The organism is Bacillus sp. SRB_8 (genome assembly GCF_003264205.1).
GTDB lineage: Bacteria > Bacillota > Bacilli > Bacillales > Bacillaceae_G > Bacillus_A > Bacillus_A mycoides.
In genome coordinates this window covers 1-25,575 of the sequence record NZ_NADT01000020.1, presented here as the reverse complement: position 1 = coordinate 25,575, position 25,575 = coordinate 1, and the positions used below count along the sequence as shown (strand labels likewise).

The window sequence follows — 25,575 nt, the reverse complement described above, 5'->3', positions numbered from 1 at the left end:
AGTAGCTCATGACTTTTTCTATTAAATAACCTTTTTAAATAAGTTATATACTTTTTTTGAATTACCTTCATTTAATTGATAATAAGTAAGGTCTACGTCATCAGGAGTGTTTTGATGGGCAATCATAACTTCACTACTGTTGTTATCTACTATCCAAATTAAATATTGTTTATAAGTTCCATCTTGGAAAGTAATCCACATGTTACAATCTACTAAATCAGAACCTTCTTCATCTAGCGTTAAATCGCCTTTTTTTGCTGTATCCATACTGTTAATGAATGTTTTTAATTCATCTGTTTTTGTAAGGAAGATAGATTTTTTTGACTTAAGCGACTCTACATGTATATCTTTTATTTCCTGCTTTCCTAAAAAAACAGGAGGTGCATTTGGGTCTCTTTGAGTTGAAATAATAGTAGCTTTCTTCTTTGGTTTACTTGCTGTATAGAGATCTTGAATAGATTTTCCAGAGTTTAAAAACCATACGGTTCCAAAAACAATCAATGCGCTACCTATCAATAAAATGATTTTCTTAATAGGGTATTCTCCTCTCTATGGCTTCATGTGAAGAGCTTTTCTATTAATATATGATAGGTAAGCGTAAAGTATTATAGTTGAACGTGGTTATGCTTCACGGTTTTTATAGGGCGATCAACGAGTAAATTGTAAGTGAGCCCTATTAATACGAGAATTCCACCGATAATTTTTCCGGTTGATAGTTCGTGTGACAGGAAGAAATCGATGATAGTCCCCGTAAACAATTGTCCGATAAAGATGAGTAATGTTAAATAAAATGCTGATATTTTAGGAGTAATATAGTTTGATAATGAGATGACGATAACGCCTACTAATCCGCCTAAGTATACAGCGATAGGTATGGATTGTAACGTATGACTAGAAATATACAACGAATCTGAACTGAAAATTAAAAATAACATGGAGAAAAATAATCCAGTAATATAATTGAAAAATGTGCCTTCCCAATTTCCAATTTCCTTTGCTAAATTCGCGTTAATAATTCTAGCAACAACGATAGAAACACCAGCTAAAATAGCGATACAAATATATAACATTTTCTTGCCTCCATTAATAAATTGTCATGACTATAATTCCAGAAGAGATGAATAATAATCCAATTAATTTTTTCTTATCAAACTTCGAAACTTTCATTCCTAATAAACCGAAATGATCAATAACTATGGAAGCGATGGATTGACCAAGTAAGCTTAATGCAATCGTAATAGAGGCACCAAGAGCAGAGAAACTTATATTATTAAAAAGAACAGTGAATACTCCAATTGCCCCAGCGCTATATAAAAAAAGTGGAATACCTTTATCAAAATGGATTTTATTTTTGTTAAGGATTAAAACGAAAATAACTGCTATTAAACCGACAAGATGAATGACAACGCTTGCTGTATACTTGCCAATTAACTCAGATAATATCCCATTCAATGGGAGCATAATGGCAATAAGCACACCAATAAAGACAGAAAGAAAGTTATACAATGTAATATCCCCTTTTTATATTTCATATTTGTAATGACTGTATCATGCTGAAATTGTGTATTACTATGACATATGTCATAGTGAAAGAAGAAAATTTTGTTTACAATTGGGATGAGTTGTAAAGGTGGGGGACTATGAAGAAAGTATGTAATTCTAATAAATTAGCAGAGTATATGAAACAAAATAATATTGATTCATTTTTTAGTAGTGATATGAAACCATATATGGAACTTATATTTTTTAAAAAGAATGAGTTCATTTGTAGAGAAAACGAAGAGATAGATTATTTATATTTCTTTGTTGAAGGAAAAGCGAAAGCGTTTAACACATTAAGTAACGGGAAATCTGTATTATTATGTTTTTATGACAGTTTGCAGTTGCTAGGAGATGTAGAGTTAATTCACTCTCAAAGAATCACCTCAAACGTACAAGTTATGGCAGACTCATATTGTGTTGGCCTACCTTTAGGAAAAGTGAGAAACCAATTATTTCATGATGCGAAATTTTTAAGATGTATTTGCGGTTCTTTAGCCCATAAATTAAATCGACTTTCAAAAAATAGTACAATTAATTTACTGTATCCACTTGAAAATCGACTTGCGAGTTACATGTTAGCAGCAGGGGAACGGGCGGTTCAGCACGGAAATAGAATTGTGTTTAGTGGGAATTTAACGGAAATAGCTGAATTGTTAGGGACGAGTTATCGGCATTTATTACGTACATTAAATGTTTTTTGTGATAAAGAAATTATAAAGAAAAATAATGGTTGCTTTGAAGTGATGAATGTAGATGTTTTGCGGGAATTGGCGGCGGATGTTTATAAATAGGAGGGTATTATAAATGATTACACCTATATTTAGAATTTTTGATATTGAAAAGGCTCAGTTATTTTACTTGAATTTTTTAGGGTTTAAACTGGATTGGGAACATCGGTATGAGGAAAATATGCCATTATATATGCAAATTTCGTTAAATGATACTGTAATACATCTATCTGAACATCATGGGGATGCTTCACCAGGCGGTGCAATTCGTGTGAAAATAGAGGATTTAAAAAGTTATTATGCTATTTTATCAAGTAAAGATTATGCGTATTCAAAACCTGATATAGAGAGAACACCTTGGGATACAATTGAATTAACTGTGATTGATCCATTTTTAAATAGAATAACATTTTATGAGGAACGGGTTTAGAAATTGAGGTGTTATAAATAATTTATCAAAGTAGGGGTTACAATGAAGAGAAAAATAGCGATGATTTCAGATATTCATGGGAATAGTCACGCTTTAAAGGTGGTATTAAAAGATATTCGAAATGATAATAAATTTAGGTGATAGTGTGTATGGGCCGTTAGATCCTTTGGGGACAATTGAAATATTAATGAGTAACGAGATGATACATATTAAGGGGAGTTTACTTTATAGTGAACTGCTCTTTTTTATTTTGGATAGATATTGAATTATAAAAAAATAAAATGTTATGATTATGGAAACGTATGAACATATGAACATGTATTCATGTGTTTGTGAGAAGGAGGAATTGGAGTGAAAGATATAATTATCGTTGGAGCTGGTCAAGCTGGATTAACAATGGGATACTACTTGAAGCAGGAAGGATATAGTTTCTTATTACTTGAGGCGGGAAACCGAATTGGCGATTCTTGGAGAGACCGCTATGATTCTTTGCAGCTCTTCACACCAAGGGAATATAGTAGTTTACCAGGTATGATATTAAAAGGAGAAGGGAATGGATTTCCATGTAAAGATGAAATTGCAATTTATTTAGAAGAATATGCAAGGTATTTTCAATTGCCGGTACAATTACAGACTCAAGTTTTAAAAATAAGAAAAGAGAAAGAAATATTTGAATTACACACTCCTACAGAAATTTTACAATCGAAAAAAGTTATTATCGCATCAGGTGGTTTTCAGCAACCATTCATCCCCTCATTTTCACAACATCTTTCATCACATATTTTTCAAATACATTCATCACAATATAAATCACCATTACAAATTCCAAAGGGAAAAGTACTTGTAGTAGGTGGTGGGAATTCAGGCATGCAAATAGCAGTAGAACTTGCAAAAACTCATGAAGTTACAATGTCTATAAGTCATCCGTTAACCTTTTTACCGTTATATCTTTTTAGAAAAAGCATTTTTAATTGGTTAGAAAAAATGGGTTTATTGTATGCCGAAATACATACAAAGAGAGGAAGGTGGTTTCAGAAGCGAAAGGATCCCATTTTTGGTTTTGAAGGTAAGGAACTTATTCGTAGTGGAGCAATAAAACTACAGGGAAAAGTGGTAAGTGCATCAGGAAATAATATTATGTTTCAGAATGGTGGCACGTATAGTGCACAAAGTATTATATGGTCAACTGGTTTTGTTCAAGATTATAAATGGATTGAAATAGAAAAGGCAGTGAATATGAATGGATTTCCTAATCATACAAAGGGAATGAGTCCAGTAAGAGGATTGTATTATATTGGACTGCCGTGGCAATCTCAAAGGGGTTCTGCGCTTATTTGTGGTGTAGGAAAGGATGCGGTGTATTTGCTTTCTGAAATCAAAAAATAGATCAGTAGCAACAGCTACTGATCATCCATATGTACATGAATTAGGAGAGGTCAAACATTTCAAACGTTTATTAGCTTTAGTAGAATAGATTTTCATGAAATAAAAAACTGAAAATTGTAATTTTTTTGTTGAGAAAGTTTTTTGTATCGAAATATATAAAAAAACGGGGATTTCTATTGAAAGAAAATATGATATTTATATTTTAGTAAATTATGATATAGTCTATATAAGATTCTTTTCCTTAAATTAGGTTTTTTGTATAGTAATTACATTCGCAGTTGGAAAGGGGAAAAAATTGTGAAGTTTGATGATCAACGTCTACTAGGAATACGATTAGGTTCTGTACTCATAACAGAAGAAAATCAATATTTAGTAATTAAGAAGAAAGATCATTATGCACTATTAAACATACATAATTTAGAATGCACACATGTCGAAGTGCAGCTAGAGCATATTGAAGAACTGCTGCTTGAAGATTTCCAAGAAAGTATAACTGAAATTATCGCACCAGAACATATTAAAATTGTGGTGAAAAATGTTATATAAAGAAAGAAGCTGGGAGAATCAGCTTCTTTCTTTGTTTTACTTCGTTAATTATAAGGATAACATTTTTAAAATCTCACCAATAATCCCATCCTTTTGATGAACACCTAAATCCGAGTTCGTTATAATAACAGCGCCATTACCTCGGTATGGATTACATACCATCATACATTGAAATCCAACACCCCAGCCAAGTGAATGAATTTGTAAGTCTTCATTAGAATACTCTAGAAAAACACCTAACCCAGTCCATTTGGTGCATCCTTGAGGAGAAATCATATCTTGTACTGTTTTTTGAGAAAGTTCCAGTTTGCTATTTCCCTGTAAGGACTGAATGATTTCAATAATTAAAGTTGATAAGTCAGTTGGTGTTGTCCAAATGCCTGAAGCAGCTGCGAATGGATAAAATGGATACTTCTCATTTGTAACGGTGCCATCTTTATTATGTCCACAAGCAAATGTATCTAATTTATTTATATCTTCAGTAGGGAATACCGTACTATTCTTCAGTTGAAGTGGTTGAAAGATATATTCTTCAAGTAAAAGGTTGAATCGTTTTCCAGTTATATTTTCAAGTAGTAGTTCGATAATACAAAAATTTGCGTCAGAGTAGTGGAATTGGCTTTCTGGTGCATAAGTTACTTCTATAGGTACTGGGCAATATAATGTTTTACCAGCAAGAAGTTCAGGGATTTTAGGTATTCCTTGCACTAGCTTATAATGTTCAAAACTATTGGGAGGATCAATAATTCCAGATTGGTGACTTAATAAGTTTCGCAGCGTGACTTTTTTCTGTGAAGTAAATAGAGTGGTAGGGATGTTCCAAGATGTGAGTCTATCATTTACGTCTTCATCTAAATATACGATTCCTTGATCTGATAACGTTAGTACAAGCATTGAAGTGATGAATTTGCTAATAGAACAAGAATTGAATATGGAATCCGTAGTGACAGTTCTAGTTGTTCCAGATTCAAGTGTTCCGAAAGCAGTAGCTTCATCAAGTTTACCGTCACGTATAACGGCAAAGCTTAACCCTGCAACAGAATATTGGTTCATTTTCTCATATATATTGTTACTTTTTAAGTTCATAGTGACTCCTTTCTTTTAAAAACAGAATATTAACTTTATTATACAGTAGTAAATAGAGAGAAAAGGAAAACACTTCATCTTTTATCGATGAAGTGTTTTCTTAGTGTAAGTTAATTCGAAGTAAATGCTTTAAAAAATTTATCTCTGTACATGTACATAAGCCATGAGGCTGTTATAAAGGAAATAAAGATTTGTTTGTTTTTAATTGGTGCATTGAAAACAAGCCAACCAACTATATCAAATAACAAATGTAGTGCAATTGAAAGAACTACAAATTGTAGTAACGTCTTAAAAAATCTTTTCATAAAGTGTCCCCCTAAAATAAAAGGTTTTATCCCGCATTAACGGGTAGTAAAACTCCCACCTCAAAATTCGACTGGGCAAAGAAGTTAGGTGGGAGTCGGGCTGCCCGTAAACGCCCGATTGGTGAAGACTAATAATCAGTGGGGGACGAACAAAACCCCCACTGATTAAAGTTTCACTTTATCAACAATGTTGTATATTACTATTATACATTAAATGTGTCTTGTGGTAAAATTTACATAAGTTACTTAAATAAAACAATGCTAGTGAGGAGGAACAGTCTTGGAATTTTGGATTGTCATACCGATAGCGGCCTTTGGATTTATGTATCTCGCTGAAAAATTAAATAAAATCGAAAAGAAAACAGATACGCGTTTAAAGAGGATGGAAGATAGATTACAATTAATTTCGAAAGAAATGGGAATTGTAGATAGAGAACCTGAAATTAATAAAGAATTACGCCAGCTTGTGGAAGAAGGAAAAACAGTTACAGCAATTAAGAGAGTAAGAGAGGCTTTTGGATTTTCATTGTTAGAAGCGAAGCAATATGTTGATAAGTTATAAAAAAGATCATCCAATTGGATGGTCTTTTTTTACTGAACCATACGTGTATTTACATAAGCAGCGATTATAACGTGGCCAATAATAATGATGGGAAATATAATTTTAACATTAGGAGTAATGAAGACACTGCCAATTGTGGCAATAACACCAGCAATTAAATTATAAAGACCAACTATTTTTGATAACTTCACTTTGTCAGGTACACGGCGTTCATTGAATCCTGATAAGAGCCAAGTGTATTGTTTTACTCCGATGAAATAAGCTAGTGCAAATGAAATGATGGCTAGTATGAATGTTATTATTTAACAAAATACAATGGTGATTTTAAGTTTAATAGAAAAAAGGAAGGTTAAGTTTTAAATCGTACAGAATTTTGTGCGCTTTTTATTAATGGTATGAAAAATATGTAAAAAAAGATGGAACAAACATTTGAGACGAATTGTCTAATATAGGTAATAACTATTTAGTTTGAAAGAAAGGGTGGAGAAAATGAAAAAGAATACATTATTAAAAGTAGGGGTATGTGTTAGTTTACTAGGAACAATTCAATTTGTTAGCACAATTTCTTCTGTGAAAGCGGAACAAAAGCTAGAGAAAAAAGTAATAAAGAATGAGACAGGAACTATTTCAATTTCTCAGTTAAACAAAAATGTATGGGTTCATACTGAGTTAGGTTATTTTAATGGAGTAGCAGTTCCTTCGAACGGTCTAGTTCTTAACACTTCTAAAGGGTTAGTGCTTGTCGATTCTTCTTGGGATGATAAGTTAACGAAGGAACTAATAGAGATGGTAGAAAAGAAATTTCAGAAGCGCGTAACGGATGTTATTATTACGCATGCGCATGCTGATCGAATTGGCGGGATAAAAACGTTGAAAGAAAGAGGCATTAAAGCGCATAGTACAGCATTAACTGCGGAACTAGCAAAGAAAAATGGATATGAAGAGCCACTTGGAGACTTACAAACAATTACGAATATGAAGTTTGGAAATATAAAAGTAGAAACGTTCTATCCAGGGAAAGGGCATACAGAAGATAATATTGTCGTATGGTTACCGCAATACAACATTTTAGCTGGAGGCTGTTTAGTGAAATCTGCGGAAGCTAAAGATTTAGGGAATGTTGCTGATGCATATGTAAATGAATGGTCGATATCGATTGAGAATGTATTGAACCGATATGGAAATACGAATTCCGTAGTACCTGGTCATGGTGATGTAGGTGATAAAGGATTGCTTTTACATACACTGAATTTGTTGAAATAAGAAACAAGAAATAAAGTAATAATGAAGCGAATTGTAGATTTAAGAAATTTTTGGAATACAAAAGAGAGGAGAAAACTATTTCCTCCTCTTTTTCTTTTAACTATATTGAAATGCCGAAGCTATTGATTACGCCTGCATAAGTTACTGAGATTTTAATTCCAAGTATACAAATACCAGTACCGTCATAATTGCTATAACAACGTAAGTAACATCAAGCATTATAAGTGTCTTTAAAGTTTCAGTCATCCTAATTCACCCCTGGTATGAAAATATAACATAATCTCTTATCAATCAGTTAAGAGATTATAAAGATAACAATGTACATGAAATTTCTTAAGTAGTTTCTATATAAATATATCATATAAATAATGTAAAAAATGTTAAGATGGTGTAAATGTATTGTAAATAAAGAGGTTTCCTATAAAATCTTTAATCAAAAAATTGATAGTTCTTCAAAATGAAAAAACGCTATTCTTTCTGTTGAATGATAGAATAGCGTTTTTGTATGCTTATTAGTTGCTAATAGTTCTCTAAATCAATTATCTAGCTATTTGAAAGCATCAACAAAGTTGTCCATTTTTCTGTATGTTTTTTTGATGTCAATAAAAATATTATGTCAACAATATGAACTGGCACAAATTTATATATATTATTGTGATTGATATCACATCCCTTTTTCTCAATGGGTATTATGCTTAATTTGTAACGAATGATTGGGAGAGGGTGGGATGATATGTTTTGTTATCAATGTGAACAAACGCCAACAGGCGGATGTAAAGTGATGGGTGTTTGTGGTAAGAATGAAACAATTGCAAGTTTACAAGATACGATTGTGTTTGGATTAAAAGGAATTGCTGCTTATCGTACTCATGCTGCTCAGCTAGGGTATACAGATGCATTTGTAGATGCTACAACTCAAGAAGCGCTATATATGACATTAACAAATTCTAACTTTAATGAACAAGAACATATTGATATGGCTATGAAAGTAGGGAAATCGGCTTTACGAGTAATGGAGTTATTAGATGAGGCACATACGAATCACTTTGGTGTTCCGGAGCCTGTTCAAATTACGCAGAACCATGTAGAAGGTAAGGCAATTGTAGTTACTGGTCATAATTTATTTGCATTAGAAGAGTTATTAAAGCAAACAGAAGGAAAAGAAATTAATATTTATACGCATTCTGAAATGCTACCAGCACACGGATATCCACAACTGAAAAAATATAAACATTTAAAAGGAAACATCGGTAAGGCATGGTATGATCAACGACGCCTTTTCGAAAAATTTACAGGTGCCATATTAGCTACAACGAACTGTGTTATGCCAATTAAAGGATCATACTCTGATCGATTCTTTTCATATGATATTGCAGGTTTAGAGGGTGTACAAAAAATTGAAAATGATGATTTTGCACCATTGATTCAAAAAGCGCTTGAACTTCCAGAAGTACATATGGAGTCGGATGAGCAGTTAGTAACAGGGTTTCATCATAATACAGTATTATCATTAGCTCCGGAAATTATTAATGCAGTAAAAGAAGGAAAGATTAAGCGTTTCTTTGTCATCGCAGGTTGTGATGCTCCGGGAAAAGGCGGAGAATATTATCGTGAATTAGCAACGTCACTTCCGCCAGAAACGGTTATTTTAACAACTTCTTGCGGGAAATTCCGCTTTAATGATGTAAGTTATGGTGTTGTGCCCGGTACGGAGATTCCACGTTACATTGACTTAGGACAATGTAATAATTCAATTTCTACAGTGAAAATAGCGGCCGCTTTAGCAGATGCTTTCCAATGTGAAGTGAATGAATTGCCAGTGAGTATTGTCTTATCATGGTTTGAACAAAAAGCGGTTGCCATTTTACTTGGGCTATTTAGTCTTGGTATTCAAGATATTCGCATTGGTCCAAAGGCACCTGAATTTATTTCGCCTGGTGTGCTTGATGTATTACAAGAGACATTCGGTTTAAAACTAATTACAACCGCAGCAGAAGATATGAATATGATGTTATCGTAACAAAAAGGATGTCCTATATGTAGAGTTGACTTTATAAAGAGTTTGTATGTATTCGCAAGCTCATGTATTAGATGCACAGGTGCATTAGTAGAAGAACAAAAAAATGATCCGTCTTTTTAATAAGGAGAGCTATCCACATTCATTAACTTCGGAATATTATAACGCCCAAAATAAAAATGCGGAATTTTTGTTTTGGGTATTTCCTTTTCTTAGCTGGATAGGTATGTGGTGAGATTTCTTAAGAAGAAAATAGGCAGTATCCAATAGATAATAGCGGATTTAAGAAAAAATTTAAAAATCGAGTTGACATTCCATCTACATAGTCATACAATGTAGTGGTAATGAGTAATACTGAATAGCGTAGTTTTTAAAAATATATTCAGTATCCAAGAGGTAAAAGCGGATTTAAGAAAAAATTTAAAAATCGAGTTGACATTCCATCTACTTAGTCATACAATGTAGTTGTAATAAGTAATACTGAATAGTGAGGTTTCTCAAAAGCTATTCAGTAAAAATTAGCTTTAGTACTCTGTGATACTGAATATAAGTCAGACAGAATAGGGGGTAAAGGAGGATCAGAATATGGAAAATTTAACTGAAATGCTGAAAGGTTCGCTGGAAGGATGTGTTCTGGAAATCATTAGCCGCCGTGAAACTTATGGCTATGAGATTACCCGCCACCTGAATGAGCTTGGGTTTACTGAAGTCGTGGAAGGAACGGTCTATACCATCCTTGTGCGATTAGAGAAGAAAAAACTTGTGAATATTGAAAAGAAACCGTCAGACATGGGGCCGCCTCGCAAGTTTTATTCACTAAATGAGGATGGCCGTCAGGAGCTTGAATTGTTTTGGAGAAAATGGGATTTTGTATCATCAAAAATTAACGTCTTGAAGTCAAACTAGCCTCATAAGATTAAATATTCGGCCGATATTTTGGGAGTTTCTTGTTCTGCTTTATAAAAAAGGAGGAAAAATAATATGTTGGAAATGTTCAAAAAATTAATTGGTGATAAAAAAGAGTACAAAATGATGATGGCACGGGTTGGAGCTCTGCCAGAGGACTATCAGTTTGTGTTTAAGAAAATTCAAAACTACATGTGGAATTTCTCAGCTGGTAACGGGATGGATATGCTACACATACAGTATGAACTAATCGATTTGTTTGAAGCCGGTGCGGCGGAAGGCAGACAAGTGCTAGAAATCACTGGGGAGGACGTGGCATCCTTTGCTGACGAACTAGTGGCAAACGCTAAAACTTATGTTTCCAAGTATCGTGAAGATTTGAATGAAAGTATCATGAAGCAATTGAGAAAAAAATAAATGCAACAGGTAATACCGACTGATTAGCTGGTTACAAATGTGAATTGACGCCATTGCTATTCAGTTATATTTTTAAATCAGTACTAAGTAATACAGATTATCAGTAATACTAAATAGAGGGTGTAGGCAGTCTATCTTTACAAAACATTTTTTAAGGAGGAAAAAAGTATGACCAATACAGCGATTTCTGTAAAAGGATTAAAAAAATCTTTTAAAGATAAGGAAGTGTTAAAAGGGGTAGATTTTGAAGTGCAGCGTGGCTCCATTTTCGCACTGCTGGGCTCAAATGGAGCGGGCAAGACGACGATAGTCAATATCCTCTCGACGCTGCTGAAGCAAGATGGCGGCGAAGTAGGTATTTGTGGTTTTGACGTTCAGCGTCAACCGGATCATGTTCGTCAAAGTATCAGTCTGACAGGGCAGTTTGCAGCTTTAGACGGTATGCTCACGGGGAGAGAAAACTTGATAATGATTGCCAATTTGCGTGGAGTTTCTAGTCCTGCTCAAGTTGCTGATAATTTGCTTGCAAGATTCAGCCTGACTGATGCAGCCAACCAGAGGGCAGACCAGTACTCAGGTGGGATGAAGCGCCGGCTTGATATCGCCATGAGCTTGATTGGGACGCCAGCAGTCATTTTTCTCGATGAACCGACGACAGGGCTTGACCCCGAAGCGCGGATTGAAGTGTGGGATACCGTCAAGGAACTTGCCGGCGGCGGCACAACCATCTTGCTCACGACCCAGTACCTCGAGGAAGCCGAACAACTGGCGGACCGTATCGCTATCTTGCATGGCGGAAAAATTATTACGACTGGTACTCTTACAGAACTTAAAGAGATGTTCCCGCCAACAAAAGTGGAGTATATCGAGAAGCAGCCGACATTGGAAGAAATTTTCCTTGCGATCATTGGCAAAAAGGAGGAGATGTAAATGAAGAGCAAAACAGGGGTATTATTAGGGCGTTTAATGCGCAACATTATGTGCAGTCCGGATACAATTATTACGGTAGCGATTACGCCGATTATGATGATGCTGTTGTTTGTCTACGTATTTGGCGGCGCCATAAAGACAGGAACGGATAACTACGTCAATTATTTATTGCCGGGAATCTTGCTGATGGCTATCGCATCCGGTGTCGCTTACACTTCCGTACGGTTGTTTACGGATGTAAAGAGCGGGCTGATGGCACGTTTCATTACTATGCCTATCAAGCGTTCGTCGGTATTATGGGCTCACGTATTAACATCACTTGTTGCTAATGTGCTTACTATCGTGGTGGTTATTCTTGTTGCGCTCTTAATGGGCTTCCGTTCCAGTGCTAATATTCTGGATTGGCTCGCGGTAGCTGGAATACTCGGGATGTTTACGCTGGCGCTGACATGGTTGGCTATCATTCCTGGGTTGACAGCGAAGTCTATGGAAGGGGCGACAGCCTACTCGTACCCACTAATTTTTCTGCCCTTTATTAGTTCGGCCTTTGTTCCTACCGAAACTATGCCAAAAATTGTTCGTGCGTTCGCTGAAAACCAGCCTGTGACTTCAATCGTGAATGCGATTCGTGCCCTCTTATATGAAGGGGCTGTTGGCAACGATATTTGGATTGCACTTGCTTGGTGTGTGGGCATTATGGTTATCGCTTACTTCTTCGCCGGCAAAGCATTTAAACGTCAGTTAGGGTAACACCACCAGTTCGGTGCACAATGGCAACTAAACCTTCTGGAATAATATATATATGGGAAAATGGATTTAAATCACATTAATCTTAGTTATTGCTATAATTGTTAGTATTCTTACTGGTTATGCAGTTGGTACGTAAGTAGGCTCAGACGTTGAGAAAAAGCAGACTGAGAGAGTTAAAAGGGAAGAGATAATATTTTGCCCTCAATTCTAATTGCCATATAATAAATGCAATTTTTATACATGAAAAGCCCACCTATTTCCGTAGGTGGGCTATATCTTTACTACACAATTCGAAAGTATACTCTCTTTTTCTAAATATGTAATTATGCATATTTAGAAAAAACTACACTTAATAAATATTACATATAGTAAATGGAAACTTATGGTGTAATTCTTTTAACAGGCTCAACATGATAACCATTATATAAGGTGCGTAGGCTCCTTTGGAAAAGTTCTTCTTTTCTGAAAAATGAATATTAATTCTTTATATGTAATAAAAATTCGTGGGAATAATTTTATGTTTTCTAAATTTATTCCTTTACATCAATGTGTATTATTTATTACAACAGCTTCATGTCAAAGATAAGATGTGAAAGCAAAGGGAAATATAAGTATCTTTATAACGAGTTCCTAATATAATCAATGTGTTAACGAAAGGAACTCTGTATTATGTTTACTTTTCTATTAACTAATACAGCTTCAAAAAATAGACACAATTGCTACATACCAATTGTAATTTATTATCTATTCATAATTCTGTTTATTCTGTCTTTCTAAAAATAAAAAAATATTAGACTCGCAAATATAAACGTTATAATGAGGGCGTCGAGAGGTAACCGATTACCTACGAAGAAAATATCAAACATTTTAAAATTGGACAGACTGAAACGATTAATTACAGAAAGGTGTGTGACCAGAAGGGGGATTTCTTCAAAATAGTTTAGCAGCAGCGGACATCGTATTAGCTGGTGTAAACAATATCATCAATGGTAAGTATAGGGTTGGAGGATAAATGCCTCGCACATTAAGAGAGACAGCTTTAGGTGGAATCGTTTACAATATGGCGCATCTAGTAAGCGGTTCATTTTTTAAGAATGGTCTATATTCTTAAGCCTAAAAAGAGACGTAAGAATAGGATACAAGGGGGATTTATTATATGAATGGGAATACTGCAAAAAAAATAGAATTTCAAGCTGAAAATAATGCAGTGAAAAATGAGAACTATCTAGATCCTAAAAAGTGGCATAAACAAGATACTACTTGGGCATTGAGCCTTTTTGGAACAGCAATTGGAGCAGGAGTACTCTTTTTACCTATTAATGCAGGTTCAGGTGGTTTATTATCATTACTGTTAATTACGATACTTGCATTTCCTGTTATGTATTACTCACATAGGGCGCTTGCTAAAATGATATACGCTTCTAATTCTGCTGATCAGGGGATTACAGGTACAATTAGAGAGTATTTCGGAAATAAGGCAAGTATCATTTTTAACATAGTATATTTCGGCTCAATTTATACAATCGTACTGATGTATTCGGTTGCGCTTACAAATACTGCAAGTAGTTTTATCGTGCATCAATTGCACATGCCGGAGCCTCCAAGGGCCATTTTATCGCTTGTATTAGTGCTTGGTCTTATCGCTATACTAAATTTTGGTCAAGATATTACTGTAAAGATCATGAGTATGCTAGTGTATCCTTTCATAGCTTCTTTACTTTTTATCGCAATATCTTTGATCCCGCAGTGGAATACGTCAATGCTTAGTTTTTCAAGTGTTTCTACTGCTTCAACAGGAACAGGATATTTTGGAACGATATTGATGATACTACCAATCATCGTATTCTCATTTAATCATTCACCTATGATTTCATCATTCGTTGTGAAACAGAGGGCTACGTATGGAATAGAAGCTACTGATGCCAAATGTGCACAAATACAAAAGGTTTGTTATATCATGACATTCGTGGTTGTTATGTTCTTCGTCTGGAGCAGTACATTGAGTTTGACTCCAGAGGATCTTAAAATGGCAAAAGAGCAGAACTTATCGATCCTTTCATATCTTGCTAATGAGCTTAATTCGCCTGTAATCACTATTGCAGCTCCTATCATTGCTTTTGTGGCTATTACAAAGTCTTTCCTTGGCCATTATATAGGGGCATATGAGGTAATGCGTGACGTAATTATCAAGTTTGGAAAAACACGCGGAAAAGCTATCGAAGAAAAAACAGTTAAGACAATGATTCTTTCTTTTGTCGTATTAACATGCTGGTATGTTGCTTATGCAAATCCAAGTATTCTTGGAATCATTGATTCTCTTAGCGGTCCGTTAGTTGCTGCTATCTTATGTCTATTACCAATGTATGCGATTCGTAAAGTACCAGTACTAGCTAAATACAGAGGAAAAATGAGCAATGTGTTTGTCATTGTTGTAGGTATACTTACTGTCCTAGCAAGTATTAAGTCATTATTCTAATTCGTTATTGTTAGTTCAAGTGCTAAAATAGTGGGATATGAATAAAGAATGAAAGAGATTATGGATAAGATAAATCCACATTCGAATTTTAAACAAGTAATTTAATGAGGGTTAAACTCTAATATAAAAAGACATGAACAAAGATTAGTTCATGTCTTTTTTGTGTTGGCGTTATTACTAGAAGAGCGTTTAAAGTAGCGGTAGTAAATAAAATGTTTTTACTAGGTATTTGAATAGAAGTAACTGGCATCTAGTCAAACTCAATATTATTTTGGGTTTAACTGGTCACTGCTTATGGGCAGTATAAACATAATCTCTCTTTTAAACCTTCTAACACTTCTTCAGGCACTTCCTTGATTTTGATATCTTTACCTAGGAAAAGTAGCCAATTTGTTATTTCTGTTAATTCATCGAGATTGTTAACATTGATAAAAGTCTTTAGAATGGCTGTGGATTGGTAAGGATTAGTATAGGAAATAGAAATTTTTATAGGATGGTATTTTTTGAACTGGGCAATCGCTTTTGGACCAAGTTCAAGTACAAGGTTGATTGCCTCGTCCTTCTTACTTAGTTTTTCTAAAATTTTTTTCTTACTTAATCTCTTTTTCGTCGTATAGGGTTCGACATTGATGAGATGATCGACAGGGAGCATCTTCTTTTTTTCTTCTTTTATGTCAAAGGCTTCAATTATCCAATGGCTTTTTTCTTGATAAAGGTGTAGTAGATAAATTGGATAAGACTTGATTTCTTCCTCTTCTTTTACGGTAATCAATAAATGACTATCCAAAAGAAGGATTTGGATGAGTTTTTCTAACATAGGATGGGGGAGGTCAGAAAGCTCAAGTAGGTCAGGATTATGAGGGTTAGTTCCTTCAAAAAGCAAGATTTGATTTAAAAGAACAAGGTCATCCTGCTGGATTTCTGAGATGAGTCCTAGTAGTTTTTCGGCTAAAGACTGACGACTCTTTAGATAGGGAAGTTGTTGATTTCTTGTGGCCATAAAGGCAATAAAAAGAGCTTTGACCTCATTATCAGTAAAGCGAACAACGGGCAAGATAGAGTTATGCATGACAAAATATCCTCCATCCCTGCCAACTTCAGCGACGAGCGGCATCCCCATGGCTTCAATTTCTCTAATGTCTCTAATAGCTGTCGATCGTGAGATGTTAAATTCTCGTATGATTTCAGAAATTGTAAAGTGGGAGCGGTTGTTAATGTACCGCATGATCGTATTAATCCGTTCAACTTTTTTCATGTTGGTCTCCTAAACAGTATCATTTTTTGACATGATTTAAAGATATTATAAACTCATCAAGTGAAAAGATAAATCGTTTGATTAATTTAAAAGTGAGGAAGGTTTTAAATATGAAAAATTATACAATAGAAGAAAAAGATAGCTTTATCGTGTTAGGTATTGGAACTGAACTTAAGAGCCACTATACAGACTTTGCGGGCATAAACAAGGAAAAGGCAGACTTTTGGCTGGCCGTCGAACAAGATGGAAGGTTGGACACTTTAAAAGCTTTAGCTACAAATGATTACATTTTTTCTGTGAGTGAAGCGGTGAATAACAAGATGATGTATTACGCTGGTGTCATGACAGAGGCAACGATACAAGAAGAATCTAGAGTTATCCAGTTTCCGAGGGGAGAATACCTAGTAGTTAAAGGTGAAGGCAATACAGCTGAGGAGCTAAGTAATAAGCTTACTGGTATTGCATTTGGTCAAGCATTAGCAGAAGTAAAAGATTTTGCCTATGTTGGTGGGCCAAATACAACAGTTGAGATGGGGCAGCGAAACGGCTCAGTATTTGGTGAAATATGGATTCCAGTTGTTAGGAAGTAAAGTATTAAAAGGAGAGATGGAATTGTCCGATATCGTTGATTTTAAAAACGTAACTACAGCTGGCATGGAGTCTTCACCTGTAGCAGAAGCACTTGCTGGTTTACGTGCTCATGAAGCACGTTACTTTATGAATAAATACAAGCATGAATTTACGGTTGTACCAGCTAGTGAAAGCGAGAAGACTCTTGATTATGTGAACCGCATTTTGAAAGAAGAACGTGATATTGAGTTTGCGGCAAAACCTTTAGAAACATCGTGTTTTCAAGTGGAAAATATTAAATTTGCCTATGTCTTCTATGAGGATGGCCTTGCAGTCAACGTTATGTATACGCTGGATAACCCAAAGAAGCGGGCTGTTGGATTTAAGCTTTCTGAGGGAATGGAGATACCAACGGAGTTAGTAGAGAAGTTTAAGTTTGCTAGACAGAAGTCTAAACTTGCTGGAACAATTCGAGGTTCGTTTTTTGTAATTAAAGGAGAATATATTGCAAGTTGAAGAATCAGTCATTTGTTGTATTGAGTTATTCTTTTAAAAGGCGCGATTAAGGCTAACAATCTTGAATTGTTAGCCTTTTTTTACATAAGTATAATATTCATAGTCTGCTACACACTACGTTCAGATAAAATAGAACGAAAGGAAATTACTGTAGGGTGGTGGTGGCGTGAGCAAAAAAAGGCTATTTGAGTTATTCTTAGTAACTTTTGCTTTACTATTCCTTCATGTAAGCACATTTACTAATGAAAAATTGAATGATAAATTTGGTAACTTAACCTTCTTTGTTGTATTTATCATGTTTTATATCAACGTTGCATTTATAGAACGGTATTTTGATGATATACAAAAGTGGATTCGAAATATCACATTTCTTCTTGCCCTGTTAGTAGTAACTTTAATATCACTATGGATAGGTTACTTTTAAAGCCTTGTGATTAAGGAAATTTTGTTTTGTTATCTTTCCTTAACAACAAACAAGACGCCAACCAGATCATGGTAGCGCCTACTATAATATAATATCTTTTCTAGATATGCCTTTATCAAGAATCAAAGAATTTAATACCACTTAGTACAAAAGCATCAGAACTTGGGCTATAACCAACTAACTTTCTTGTTCCTTCAATATCAATTCGTTTAAACCTGTTGTTAGATACACCATGTAAAATTGAAAATGGAGGTAAGTTCTTTGCCGTCATCGACTTTAAGAGAAGGTCCATAAAATCTTCTGGGCTTAAGTATGCACTCATATCTCTAGCTGTTAGTGGTTTACCATATGGATTATAATCATCATATGCACCTATACGAATAGCAAGACTTTGTAACCCTTCTTCATAAGCAAAATAAGAAGCAACAGCCTCTGCAAAACACTTACTTACCCCGTACATATTTTTGGGTCTCGTGGGTGAATAAGCATGTGGTTGATAATCCAAAGGATAGCCTTCAATTGTTTGAGCACTGGAAGCAACTATCACTTTGGATACATTATTATCACTAGCAGCTCTAAAAATATTATAGGTTCCCTTTATATGATTTTCTAATAAGGAGCCATAAAAATCAGCATTTGGCGAAGGATTACCTGCCAAGTGTATAACTATATCTATACCTTTCGTAAATTCTTGACAAGCAGCTAAATCAGAAACATCTAAATATATGATTTCATGATTTGTATCTTTAAAAGTTTCTAAAGCAGATAAGTTAATATCTGCTAGCCGTAACTGGTAATTCCCTTGCTTATCTAGGAATCTTGTAACATCTTGGCCAATCTTACCTGCAGCACCTGTAACTAAAATTTTTTGCATTTCACTTCATCCTTCCATAAAAAATACATCCCTTGTCAAGGGTCATATAATAGAGCATGCACTTATTGTATGTTGGTAATGGCATTAAATAAAACGAAGAAATATAATGGAGACATGAATAAAATTCATGAGGAGGACCATAGTGACTTTAACAAAATATGAAATATTTAACAAAGTGGCAGAACTCAATAGTTTTACAAAAGCTGCAGAAGTGTTAGGTTTCACCCAATCTGCTGTAAGTCATGCAATTAGCAGTTTGGAAAAAGAGTTTTCCTTTCCTTTATTTATTCGTAATCACTCTACTTTAACATTGACCAAAAATGCAGAGGAGCTTTTAATTACCGTTCGGAAAATTTTATACTATAACAACATGCTGAAGCAGGAAGTAGCCGCTATCAATGGGCTCCAAAAAGGAACAGTAAGAGTGGGGGTTTTTTCGAGTATTTCTAAAAACTGGATTCCTGGTATTTTTAAAAAAATGGAGGGGAAGTTTCCAAATATTGAAATCGAATTACTGGAAGGAAACTATGCTGAGGTTGAGAATTGGTTACAAAACGGGAGATTAGATTGTGGATTTATTAATAATGATACTTACTTTAAATCCTTTGAAAAATCCTTTGAAATCGTACAATTGAAGAGGGATCGACTTTTATGTGTTGTATCTAACCAATCCCCATTATGTAAGGAAAACCAAGTATCAATGCAACAAATAGAAAATGTACCTTTTATTATGCCAACATATCAGTGTTATGATGATATTCAAAAAATATTTAGGGAGAATAAAGTTAGCCCCAATATTCGATTCGAAAATATGAATGAATACTCAGTGATCTCCATGGTGGAGAATAATCTAGGAATTAGTATATTGCCAGAAATGATTATACCGACATCAAAAATTTCTTTTGCAGCAATTCCACTTGAAAGTGATAGCTATCGAACTATTGGATTAGCTATAAGAAAACCAACCTCACTCGCGACTAAGAAATTTTCTGAGATTACTAAAAGGTGGGTATCATTTGAATCAATTTAATTTTGCCAAAATCTGAGTTATTTAAACTGATATGGTTCTTCTTGAACGGAGCAGATTAATTCAATAGGCAATGAGAAAAAGTTATATATTATGTGTCGATGTAGAACTATAATATACGAAAATCAGGAGGTAATTATATAGTAATATATAAATTATATGACAGAATACCCTAATAACTTTGACTAATTACTAAACCTATATGAATCTTTATGATGGAATTCACTTAAATTAACAAGTAATGATTTGGAACGAATGTGCAATCAAAGTTGATACGCCATACGCATTTGATGAAAAATAATTAGTGGGTATGGGACGTGTTATTTCAGATGGTGTAATTACTGGAGTAGTTTGGGGAATATGTGTTCTATCAATCTATCTGTCCGAAGGAATCGCCGCCATGTACAAATCGCGCTGGGTAATTGAATCATTTTTCCGCTGGATTTAGCTGAATTTGAACGTTCCCGTATTGTTTGGCACAACATCCAATGCGTTGTTCAATCAGTTATTCACAGCTATAATTGCCTATGCTTTGCTGAAATTTCTTCGTGCACAAGGCCAAAAGACAAAATAAACGCTTGTCATTTGCAGGTTTCACATGCCTGTTTCTTTGTGAAGCCTTGTCAATTGAGTGGCAAATTAGTTCGAAAGAAACACTTGAATTCTACAGGTCGATAAATCAAGAAACTGTATTACTTTGGTTAATCAACATACGTGTTAATTTATAGTATAATGATTGCTTGAAATAATGCGGTGGAAAACAGGGAAAAGAGGGAACCGATGCCTACTATACTAGTTGCTGACGACGATGCGAACATTCGCGAACTCGTCTGTTTATTTCTACGCAACGACGGATTCGCAACAGCTGAAGCAGCGGACGGCAAGGAAGCACTGGCCGTCTACATCTCAACGAATGTCGATCTTGTCGTACTTGACATTATGATGCCGATTATGGATGGTTGGACGTTAAGCAAGGAGCTCCGAAGAGCCAATCCTGATCTACCTTTACTTATGCTGACTGCGAGAGGAGAAACATGGGAGAAAGTGAAAGGTTTCGAACTTGGGACGGACGATTATTTAACCAAACCATTCGATCCGTTAGAGTTGACGGTTCGTGTTAGGGCACTACTCAAACGATACAAGATTGGCTCCACGCAGACGATCCATTTAGGGAACGTCATCCTTGATCGACAGACCTATAAAGTGATGAAAGGGACGGAGTCGCTTACGTTGCCGCTAAAGGAGTTCGAATTGCTGTATAAGCTCGCTGGAACACCCGGACAAGTCTATACGCGCGTGCAGTTGATCGATCAGATTTGGGGTATCGATTACGCCGGAGATGATCGAACGGTAGACGTACATATTAAACGGCTGCGTGAACGGTTCGCGACAACACACGATTTTCGGATCGAAACGGTGCGCGGGCTTGGGTATCGGCTTGAGGTTTATGAATGATCAGATCCTTATATATACGTGTTGTCCTGACATTTTTAGTCTCCATCATCGGGGGCACGATCATTTCTTTTTTGGTGTCAACTTGGATATTCGAAGATAAATTGAACGAAAACGCTCAAATCAACTCACGTAACTTTGGCCAAGACATCGTCCGGATTTACAAGACCTTTCCGTTACGTGAAGCGGACTTGTTCGTAAGTGAAATGAAGCAGCTCGATTCTTATTATATTCGAATTTACGAAGCAACGGGTCAGTTCAAGTCTTACGGTAAACTTCACGGACACAAACCTGCGCCTGTGACGATGGAGCAACTAAAGAAAGTATTAGATGGAGGTGTTGTTCAGGACACTCCTAATGGTATTGCCACGGTCCTCTTAGGGTTGCCGTTGAAAACGGAAATGGGAACGAAAGCGATATTTTTGGAAGCGCTCGCCCCTCCTTCAGCCTCTTTTGTCACAAAGTGGGCATTGGTCTTTGCAACATGTTCGTTGATTGCAGGAAGCTTATTGATTCTAGTTGCCTCTGTATTCCTGGTAAGACCGATAAAAAAGCTGACAAAAGCGACCAAGCGGATAGCATCTGGAGATTTCAACGTCAAGTTGAATATTAAGCAAACGAGTGAGCTGGGTACTTTGGCTCGCAGCTTCGAAGAAATGATGCACGATCTGCAGCAACTTGAGCAGATGCGCAGGGAATTCGTAACGAACGTGTCGCACGAGGTTCAGTCTCCGCTCACTTCGATATCCGGTTATGCTCTAGTGCTTAAGCAAGTTGACCTTTCAGAATACGAACGAAGCCGTTATCTTGATATTATCATCGCTGAAGCGAAAAGGATGTCCAAAATGAGCGATAGCCTGCTAAAGCTGAGTTTTCTTGAATCGCAGTCAAAGCAACTGCGGCTCGTCACACTCAGCCTCGATGAACAAATCCGACGGATAATCGTGGCGCTCCAGCCACAATGGTCTGCTCGCGATATACATTTCGAGCTTGATTTACAGACAGTTAAAGTAACGGCTGATCATGACCTGTTAAATCAGGTATGGACGAATATCCTCAGAAATAGCATCAAATTTTCTGAGGATGCCGGCGTGATTAACGTAAGCATCAAACAAGATATCAAAAACGTGACAATCCTAATATCCGACACTGGTATTGGTATTCACCTTGACGACCAGAAGCGTATATTCGAGCGTTTTTTTAAGGCCGATCGTTCCCACAGTCGTAAGTATGACGGAAGTGGTATGGGACTCGCTATCGTTAAACAGATCGTGTCGCTTCATCAAGGTGACATCCGAGTGAAAAGTGAACTTGGTCAAGGAACGACCTTCATTGTCAACTTGCCAATCACTACACCAACAGATTAGTTAGATTCATTCTCTATGCTACGACTCATATGCAAGCTTACTTGCATATAGAGCCGTAGCATTTTTTTTGGCAGTTCATATTCAGTTCATATTGTCGTCATGGTGAGTACATCTTCATTGGTTAAGTTTTCATTACAGGCACATGAAGGAAGGCAAACAGATCAGGACAGGAGAAGATGAAAGTGACACAACAAGAGGAAAAGAAAACGCTGAGGGGAATGAAAATAAAGAAAGTGCGAAACATCTTACTTAAAATCATAGGAGCAATCGTTCTAGTCATTGTACTTTTTTTAGGTATTGTTTATATCGTAAATGTGATGAGTAGTCATTCGGAGCAAAAACGAATAGTGCCCTACGGGCAGCACGTATCTGTAGACGGGAAAAACATGAATGTGTTAATTCAAGGCGAGGGCGAGGAAACGATCGTGCTCCTGCCTGGTTATGGAACAGCTACTCCAGGGCTTGATTTTAAGCTTCTTATCGATGAATTATCTCCATTTTACAAAGTTGTTGCGGTAGAGCCTTTCGGTTATGGATTAAGTGATGAAACTGTAAAAGAGCGAACCACGGAGAATATGGTAAGTGAAGTTCATGAAGCTCTACAGCAGCTTAATATTAACAGATACATGCTCATGGGCCACTCCATTACAGGCATTTATGGAATTGATTATGTGAACAAATATCCAAACGAGGTGACTGCATTTGTCGGAATCGATAGCAGTGTTGCAACACAACCGGGTATGGATATCAATTTCCCATTAAAAACGTTTGCATATCTCAAAAAATCAGGTCTCTTAAGATTGGCTATGAAAATCAGTGCTGACCCCTATGCTGGACTGGCATTTGATGAAAAAACCGTAGAGCAAATGAAAATGATTTCGAATAAAAACATGTATAATGACACAACCTTGAATGAGATGGATCATATTTCGTCTAATTTTAAAGGGGCTCAAGGTTTAATCTTCCCTAAATATCTCCCACTTCTTCTCTTTGTACAAGCGAATAATGAAGATGTAGCAGGATGGATACCTCTGCATGAAGGGCAGATCAAAGACTCGGTACATGGAAAAGTAGTAACCATGGATGGATCACATTATTTACACCATACCAAATTCAAAGAAATCGCTGAAAACGTTAGACTATTTATGAAAGAAGTAAAGTAAGTGTTCAGAGAAAGGTTCATTCGTTATTTTATGCATTTGTCTACAGTCTGCAAGACCATCATTTCGATGGTCTTTTTTATGTCCAAACAGTTGTATATTTCCAAACCAAGATTATACTTTCGCCTGAAAGACATTGGGTTTCATTTTCATATTAACTAACGAGGTAGGTGTGCGGCCGATCCTAGGTCGTATCATATAACGGGTGGGATTCCCGTCGAGTAAGAACTAGCCGTTCGCTCGTAGCGAGTCTTGGAGGGCTAAAGGTAACTTTAGTCTTTAAGCGTAAACAGTTAGGTGGCGGACTTGCTTTACTGATCGTTCTATTCATCCTGTTAATCATTATAGGATGTAGTTGTTGGGGCGGCGGTAGCGGCGGATTCGGTTACTAAAAAAAGGGGCACTCATAAGAGTGTCTTTTTTCTCAATATAAGAACTCTAAGAATATGATATTATTTTCATGCAAATTCCCTTTTGTGCAATGAGATAGTAATGCCTAACAAAAAACCCACCTATTTCCGTAGGTGGACCTTATCTTTATTACACAATATCAAAGTATACTCTCTTTTTCTCGTGAATTTTATGTAATTATACATATTTGTAAAAAATACATAAAATAAATATTACATGTAGTAAAATATAAATTGTGGACACGTTCTATAAAGCTGATTCTCCGATTAGAAGGCGTAACACATCTCAACCATATAGGTGTGGTGTGGCGTTGCTTTAATCTAGCCAAACAAACGATCTCGATTCTCTTGTATTTGTACACTAACAATCTGTTGAAAATAAATGATTCTGTTTTATAGGACGTGTTTACTTAATGTCCAATACATATTATTAAATTAAAGTGGTTCAAGTCGGAGGAAGGCACCTTAGGGTGTCTTTTCTTTATGGGGTCTCACCACATCGGTATCTGACTTATTTTTTATGTTTATCATGCAATTTTTTGTTGTTGCATTTATTGAGGAAATCTTTTTTCGTGGATTTATGCTCAAAATGTTGTTTTCAAAGGGGATAAAAAAATCAGTTTTGATTTCAAGTTTTTTGTTTGGTATCCCCCATTTATTACAACTAATTGGTGGGCAGTCTATTAAAGATACCATTTTACAAATCATATATGCATTTTTAGTTGGACTTGTTCTGTCCTTACTTATCGTAAATAAGCAATCAATTATTATCACCATTACTTTCCACGCTTTTAATAATTTCTTTAATTTTATGGGGAATGTTCAAGCCTCGTCGCTTTTTGTATATATTATTATTGCAATTTTATTCTTCTACACCATATATTTATGGAAACGTGCTAATAAAAAAGAGTGTATTCGACAGGAAATAAATATAGCAATTTGAGTTGTGATATTACCTTTTCAGTATAGAGGGCAGCCTGGTACCACAATATTACCTTTAAAGGGGCTTGCTGCATGCTCATCAACTTAAGAGATTAATTATTCCCCTAAAATGAAAAAATACGGTATTCTTTCTGTAGAATCATAGGAAAGGATGGCGTTTTTTTCATTCTAGGGGGCATTTCTTTTTTATTAGCTTGATAGCGATGTGGCGGTACCCCACATCCATCAACTTAA

At 35.6% G+C, this 25,575-nt stretch carries 27 protein-coding genes and 4 pseudogenes; 23 read left to right on the top strand and 8 right to left on the bottom strand.

Going from position 1 to position 25,575, the window contains the following annotated elements; all coding sequences use genetic code 11:
- Positions 1–21: 21 nt before the first annotated feature.
- The 3 genes from B5P40_RS18425 to B5P40_RS18415 all read right to left on the bottom strand — a co-directional run bounded on the left by B5P40_RS18425 (position 22) and on the right by B5P40_RS18415 (position 1,506).
- On the bottom strand, positions 22–501 hold the full coding sequence (locus tag B5P40_RS18425; protein WP_113709733.1) for a hypothetical protein: 480 nt from the start codon (positions 499–501) through the stop codon (positions 22–24).
- Between the two features lie 104 nt (positions 502–605).
- The gene (locus B5P40_RS18420) at positions 606–1,070 is read right to left on the bottom strand and encodes a DMT family transporter (protein WP_002014128.1); all 465 of its coding nucleotides are present in this window, start codon (positions 1,068–1,070) and stop codon (positions 606–608) included.
- A 13-nt stretch (positions 1,071–1,083) separates the two neighbouring features.
- Entirely contained in the window at positions 1,084–1,506 is a 423-nt protein-coding gene (locus B5P40_RS18415) for a DMT family transporter (protein WP_098168560.1), read from the bottom strand.
- A 134-nt stretch (positions 1,507–1,640) separates the two neighbouring features.
- On the opposite strand from B5P40_RS18415, the gene yeiL reads away from it, so the two are divergent.
- From yeiL to B5P40_RS18395, 5 genes and pseudogenes are all read left to right on the top strand, one after another.
- Complete coding sequence (gene yeiL / locus B5P40_RS18410; protein ID WP_113709583.1) at positions 1,641–2,333, top strand: transcriptional regulator YeiL; 693 nt, start codon at positions 1,641–1,643, stop codon at positions 2,331–2,333.
- 13 nt (positions 2,334–2,346) lie between these two features.
- Positions 2,347–2,700, top strand: a complete 354-nt coding sequence (locus B5P40_RS18405) for a glyoxalase superfamily protein (RefSeq protein ID WP_002033400.1) — start codon at positions 2,347–2,349, stop codon at positions 2,698–2,700.
- Positions 2,701–2,742: 42 nt separating this feature from the next.
- Positions 2,743–2,920, top strand: a pseudogene (locus B5P40_RS34060) (metallophosphoesterase family protein); the annotation flags it as partial.
- A 131-nt stretch (positions 2,921–3,051) separates the two neighbouring features.
- Positions 3,052–4,086: a flavin-containing monooxygenase gene (locus B5P40_RS18400; protein WP_002033399.1), complete on the top strand. Its 1,035-nt coding sequence runs from the start codon at positions 3,052–3,054 to the stop codon at positions 4,084–4,086.
- Between the two features lie 297 nt (positions 4,087–4,383).
- Positions 4,384–4,632, top strand: coding sequence for a hypothetical protein (locus B5P40_RS18395; protein WP_113709582.1), 249 nt, complete (start codon positions 4,384–4,386; stop codon positions 4,630–4,632).
- Positions 4,633–4,680: 48 nt separating this feature from the next.
- Here the strand turns inward: B5P40_RS18395 and B5P40_RS18390 are convergent, their stop codons facing one another.
- Positions 4,681–5,718, bottom strand: coding sequence for a serine hydrolase domain-containing protein (locus tag B5P40_RS18390; protein ID WP_113709581.1), 1,038 nt, complete (start codon positions 5,716–5,718; stop codon positions 4,681–4,683).
- Between the two features lie 110 nt (positions 5,719–5,828).
- A complete protein-coding gene (locus tag B5P40_RS18385) occupies positions 5,829–6,023 on the bottom strand; it encodes a hypothetical protein (protein ID WP_002087600.1) in 195 nt (64 codons plus the stop codon).
- A 280-nt stretch (positions 6,024–6,303) separates the two neighbouring features.
- Between B5P40_RS18385 and B5P40_RS18375 the strand changes: the two genes are divergently transcribed.
- Positions 6,304–6,585 carry a hypothetical protein gene (locus B5P40_RS18375; protein WP_002128376.1) on the top strand — a complete coding sequence of 94 codons (282 nt, stop codon included), beginning with the start codon at positions 6,304–6,306 and terminating at the stop codon, positions 6,583–6,585.
- A gap of 29 nt (positions 6,586–6,614) precedes the next feature.
- On the opposite strand, the gene B5P40_RS18370 is transcribed toward B5P40_RS18375, so the two are convergent.
- On the bottom strand, positions 6,615–6,887 hold the full coding sequence (locus B5P40_RS18370) for a DUF3784 domain-containing protein (protein WP_041867995.1): 273 nt from the start codon (positions 6,885–6,887) through the stop codon (positions 6,615–6,617).
- A 187-nt stretch (positions 6,888–7,074) separates the two neighbouring features.
- Between B5P40_RS18370 and bla2 the strand changes: the two genes are divergently transcribed.
- The 7 genes from bla2 (at position 7,075) to B5P40_RS18335 (ending at position 15,344) form a co-directional block, all read left to right on the top strand.
- A complete protein-coding gene (bla2, locus tag B5P40_RS18365; RefSeq protein ID WP_088290941.1) occupies positions 7,075–7,848 on the top strand; it encodes a BcII family subclass B1 metallo-beta-lactamase in 774 nt (257 codons plus the stop codon).
- Positions 7,849–8,581: 733 nt separating this feature from the next.
- Positions 8,582–9,868: a hydroxylamine reductase gene (gene hcp / locus B5P40_RS18360; protein WP_002137545.1), complete on the top strand. Its 1,287-nt coding sequence runs from the start codon at positions 8,582–8,584 to the stop codon at positions 9,866–9,868.
- A 582-nt stretch (positions 9,869–10,450) separates the two neighbouring features.
- On the top strand, positions 10,451–10,771 hold the full coding sequence (locus B5P40_RS18355; protein ID WP_002128372.1) for a PadR family transcriptional regulator: 321 nt from the start codon (positions 10,451–10,453) through the stop codon (positions 10,769–10,771).
- A 75-nt stretch (positions 10,772–10,846) separates the two neighbouring features.
- The gene (locus B5P40_RS18350; protein ID WP_002014108.1) at positions 10,847–11,188 is read left to right on the top strand and encodes a DUF1048 domain-containing protein; all 342 of its coding nucleotides are present in this window, start codon (positions 10,847–10,849) and stop codon (positions 11,186–11,188) included.
- A 168-nt stretch (positions 11,189–11,356) separates the two neighbouring features.
- Positions 11,357–12,118: an ABC transporter ATP-binding protein gene (locus B5P40_RS18345; RefSeq protein ID WP_113709580.1), complete on the top strand. Its 762-nt coding sequence runs from the start codon at positions 11,357–11,359 to the stop codon at positions 12,116–12,118.
- A complete protein-coding gene (locus tag B5P40_RS18340; protein WP_113709579.1) occupies positions 12,119–12,868 on the top strand; it encodes an ABC transporter permease in 750 nt (249 codons plus the stop codon). It abuts the gene before it with no gap.
- Positions 12,869–14,024: 1,156 nt separating this feature from the next.
- On the top strand, positions 14,025–15,344 hold the full coding sequence (locus tag B5P40_RS18335; RefSeq protein ID WP_002128366.1) for an aromatic amino acid transport family protein: 1,320 nt from the start codon (positions 14,025–14,027) through the stop codon (positions 15,342–15,344).
- A 292-nt stretch (positions 15,345–15,636) separates the two neighbouring features.
- Here the strand turns inward: B5P40_RS18335 and B5P40_RS18330 are convergent, their stop codons facing one another.
- On the bottom strand, positions 15,637–16,599 hold the full coding sequence (locus B5P40_RS18330) for a helix-turn-helix transcriptional regulator (RefSeq protein WP_002128365.1): 963 nt from the start codon (positions 16,597–16,599) through the stop codon (positions 15,637–15,639).
- Between the two features lie 110 nt (positions 16,600–16,709).
- Between B5P40_RS18330 and B5P40_RS18325 the strand changes: the two genes are divergently transcribed.
- From B5P40_RS18325 to B5P40_RS18315, 3 genes are all read left to right on the top strand, one after another.
- A complete protein-coding gene (locus B5P40_RS18325; RefSeq protein WP_044438798.1) occupies positions 16,710–17,189 on the top strand; it encodes a GyrI-like domain-containing protein in 480 nt (159 codons plus the stop codon).
- On the top strand, positions 17,176–17,685 hold the full coding sequence (locus tag B5P40_RS18320) for a phage tail protein (RefSeq protein ID WP_078176688.1): 510 nt from the start codon (positions 17,176–17,178) through the stop codon (positions 17,683–17,685). Before B5P40_RS18325 ends, B5P40_RS18320 begins: the two co-directional genes overlap by 14 nt.
- 166 nt (positions 17,686–17,851) lie before the next feature.
- On the top strand, positions 17,852–18,109 hold the full coding sequence (locus tag B5P40_RS18315) for a DUF3963 domain-containing protein (RefSeq protein ID WP_078176689.1): 258 nt from the start codon (positions 17,852–17,854) through the stop codon (positions 18,107–18,109).
- A 115-nt stretch (positions 18,110–18,224) separates the two neighbouring features.
- On the opposite strand, the gene B5P40_RS18310 is transcribed toward B5P40_RS18315, so the two are convergent.
- Entirely contained in the window at positions 18,225–18,983 is a 759-nt protein-coding gene (locus B5P40_RS18310) for an NAD-dependent epimerase/dehydratase family protein (protein WP_002014092.1), read from the bottom strand.
- 142 nt (positions 18,984–19,125) lie between these two features.
- On the opposite strand from B5P40_RS18310, the gene B5P40_RS18305 reads away from it, so the two are divergent.
- The 7 genes and pseudogenes from B5P40_RS18305 to B5P40_RS18280 all read left to right on the top strand — a co-directional run.
- On the top strand, positions 19,126–20,013 hold the full coding sequence (locus B5P40_RS18305; protein ID WP_113709578.1) for a LysR family transcriptional regulator: 888 nt from the start codon (positions 19,126–19,128) through the stop codon (positions 20,011–20,013).
- 156 nt (positions 20,014–20,169) lie between these two features.
- Positions 20,170–20,404: pseudogene (locus tag B5P40_RS33570) on the top strand (GNAT family N-acetyltransferase); the annotation flags it as partial.
- A gap of 386 nt (positions 20,405–20,790) precedes the next feature.
- Positions 20,791–21,465: a response regulator transcription factor gene (locus B5P40_RS18300; RefSeq protein ID WP_002142571.1), complete on the top strand. Its 675-nt coding sequence runs from the start codon at positions 20,791–20,793 to the stop codon at positions 21,463–21,465.
- On the top strand, positions 21,462–22,829 hold the full coding sequence (locus tag B5P40_RS18295) for a sensor histidine kinase (protein WP_113709577.1): 1,368 nt from the start codon (positions 21,462–21,464) through the stop codon (positions 22,827–22,829). The genes B5P40_RS18300 and B5P40_RS18295 overlap by 4 nt, the downstream gene beginning before the upstream one ends.
- 182 nt (positions 22,830–23,011) lie before the next feature.
- On the top strand, positions 23,012–23,992 hold the full coding sequence (locus B5P40_RS18290) for an alpha/beta hydrolase (protein WP_002128358.1): 981 nt from the start codon (positions 23,012–23,014) through the stop codon (positions 23,990–23,992).
- Between the two features lie 293 nt (positions 23,993–24,285).
- Positions 24,286–24,381 (top strand): annotated as a pseudogene (locus tag B5P40_RS18285) (YjcZ family sporulation protein); the annotation flags it as partial.
- Between the two features lie 511 nt (positions 24,382–24,892).
- Positions 24,893–25,342, top strand: a pseudogene (locus B5P40_RS18280) (CPBP family intramembrane glutamic endopeptidase); the annotation flags it as partial.
- Positions 25,343–25,575 lie beyond the last annotated feature (233 nt).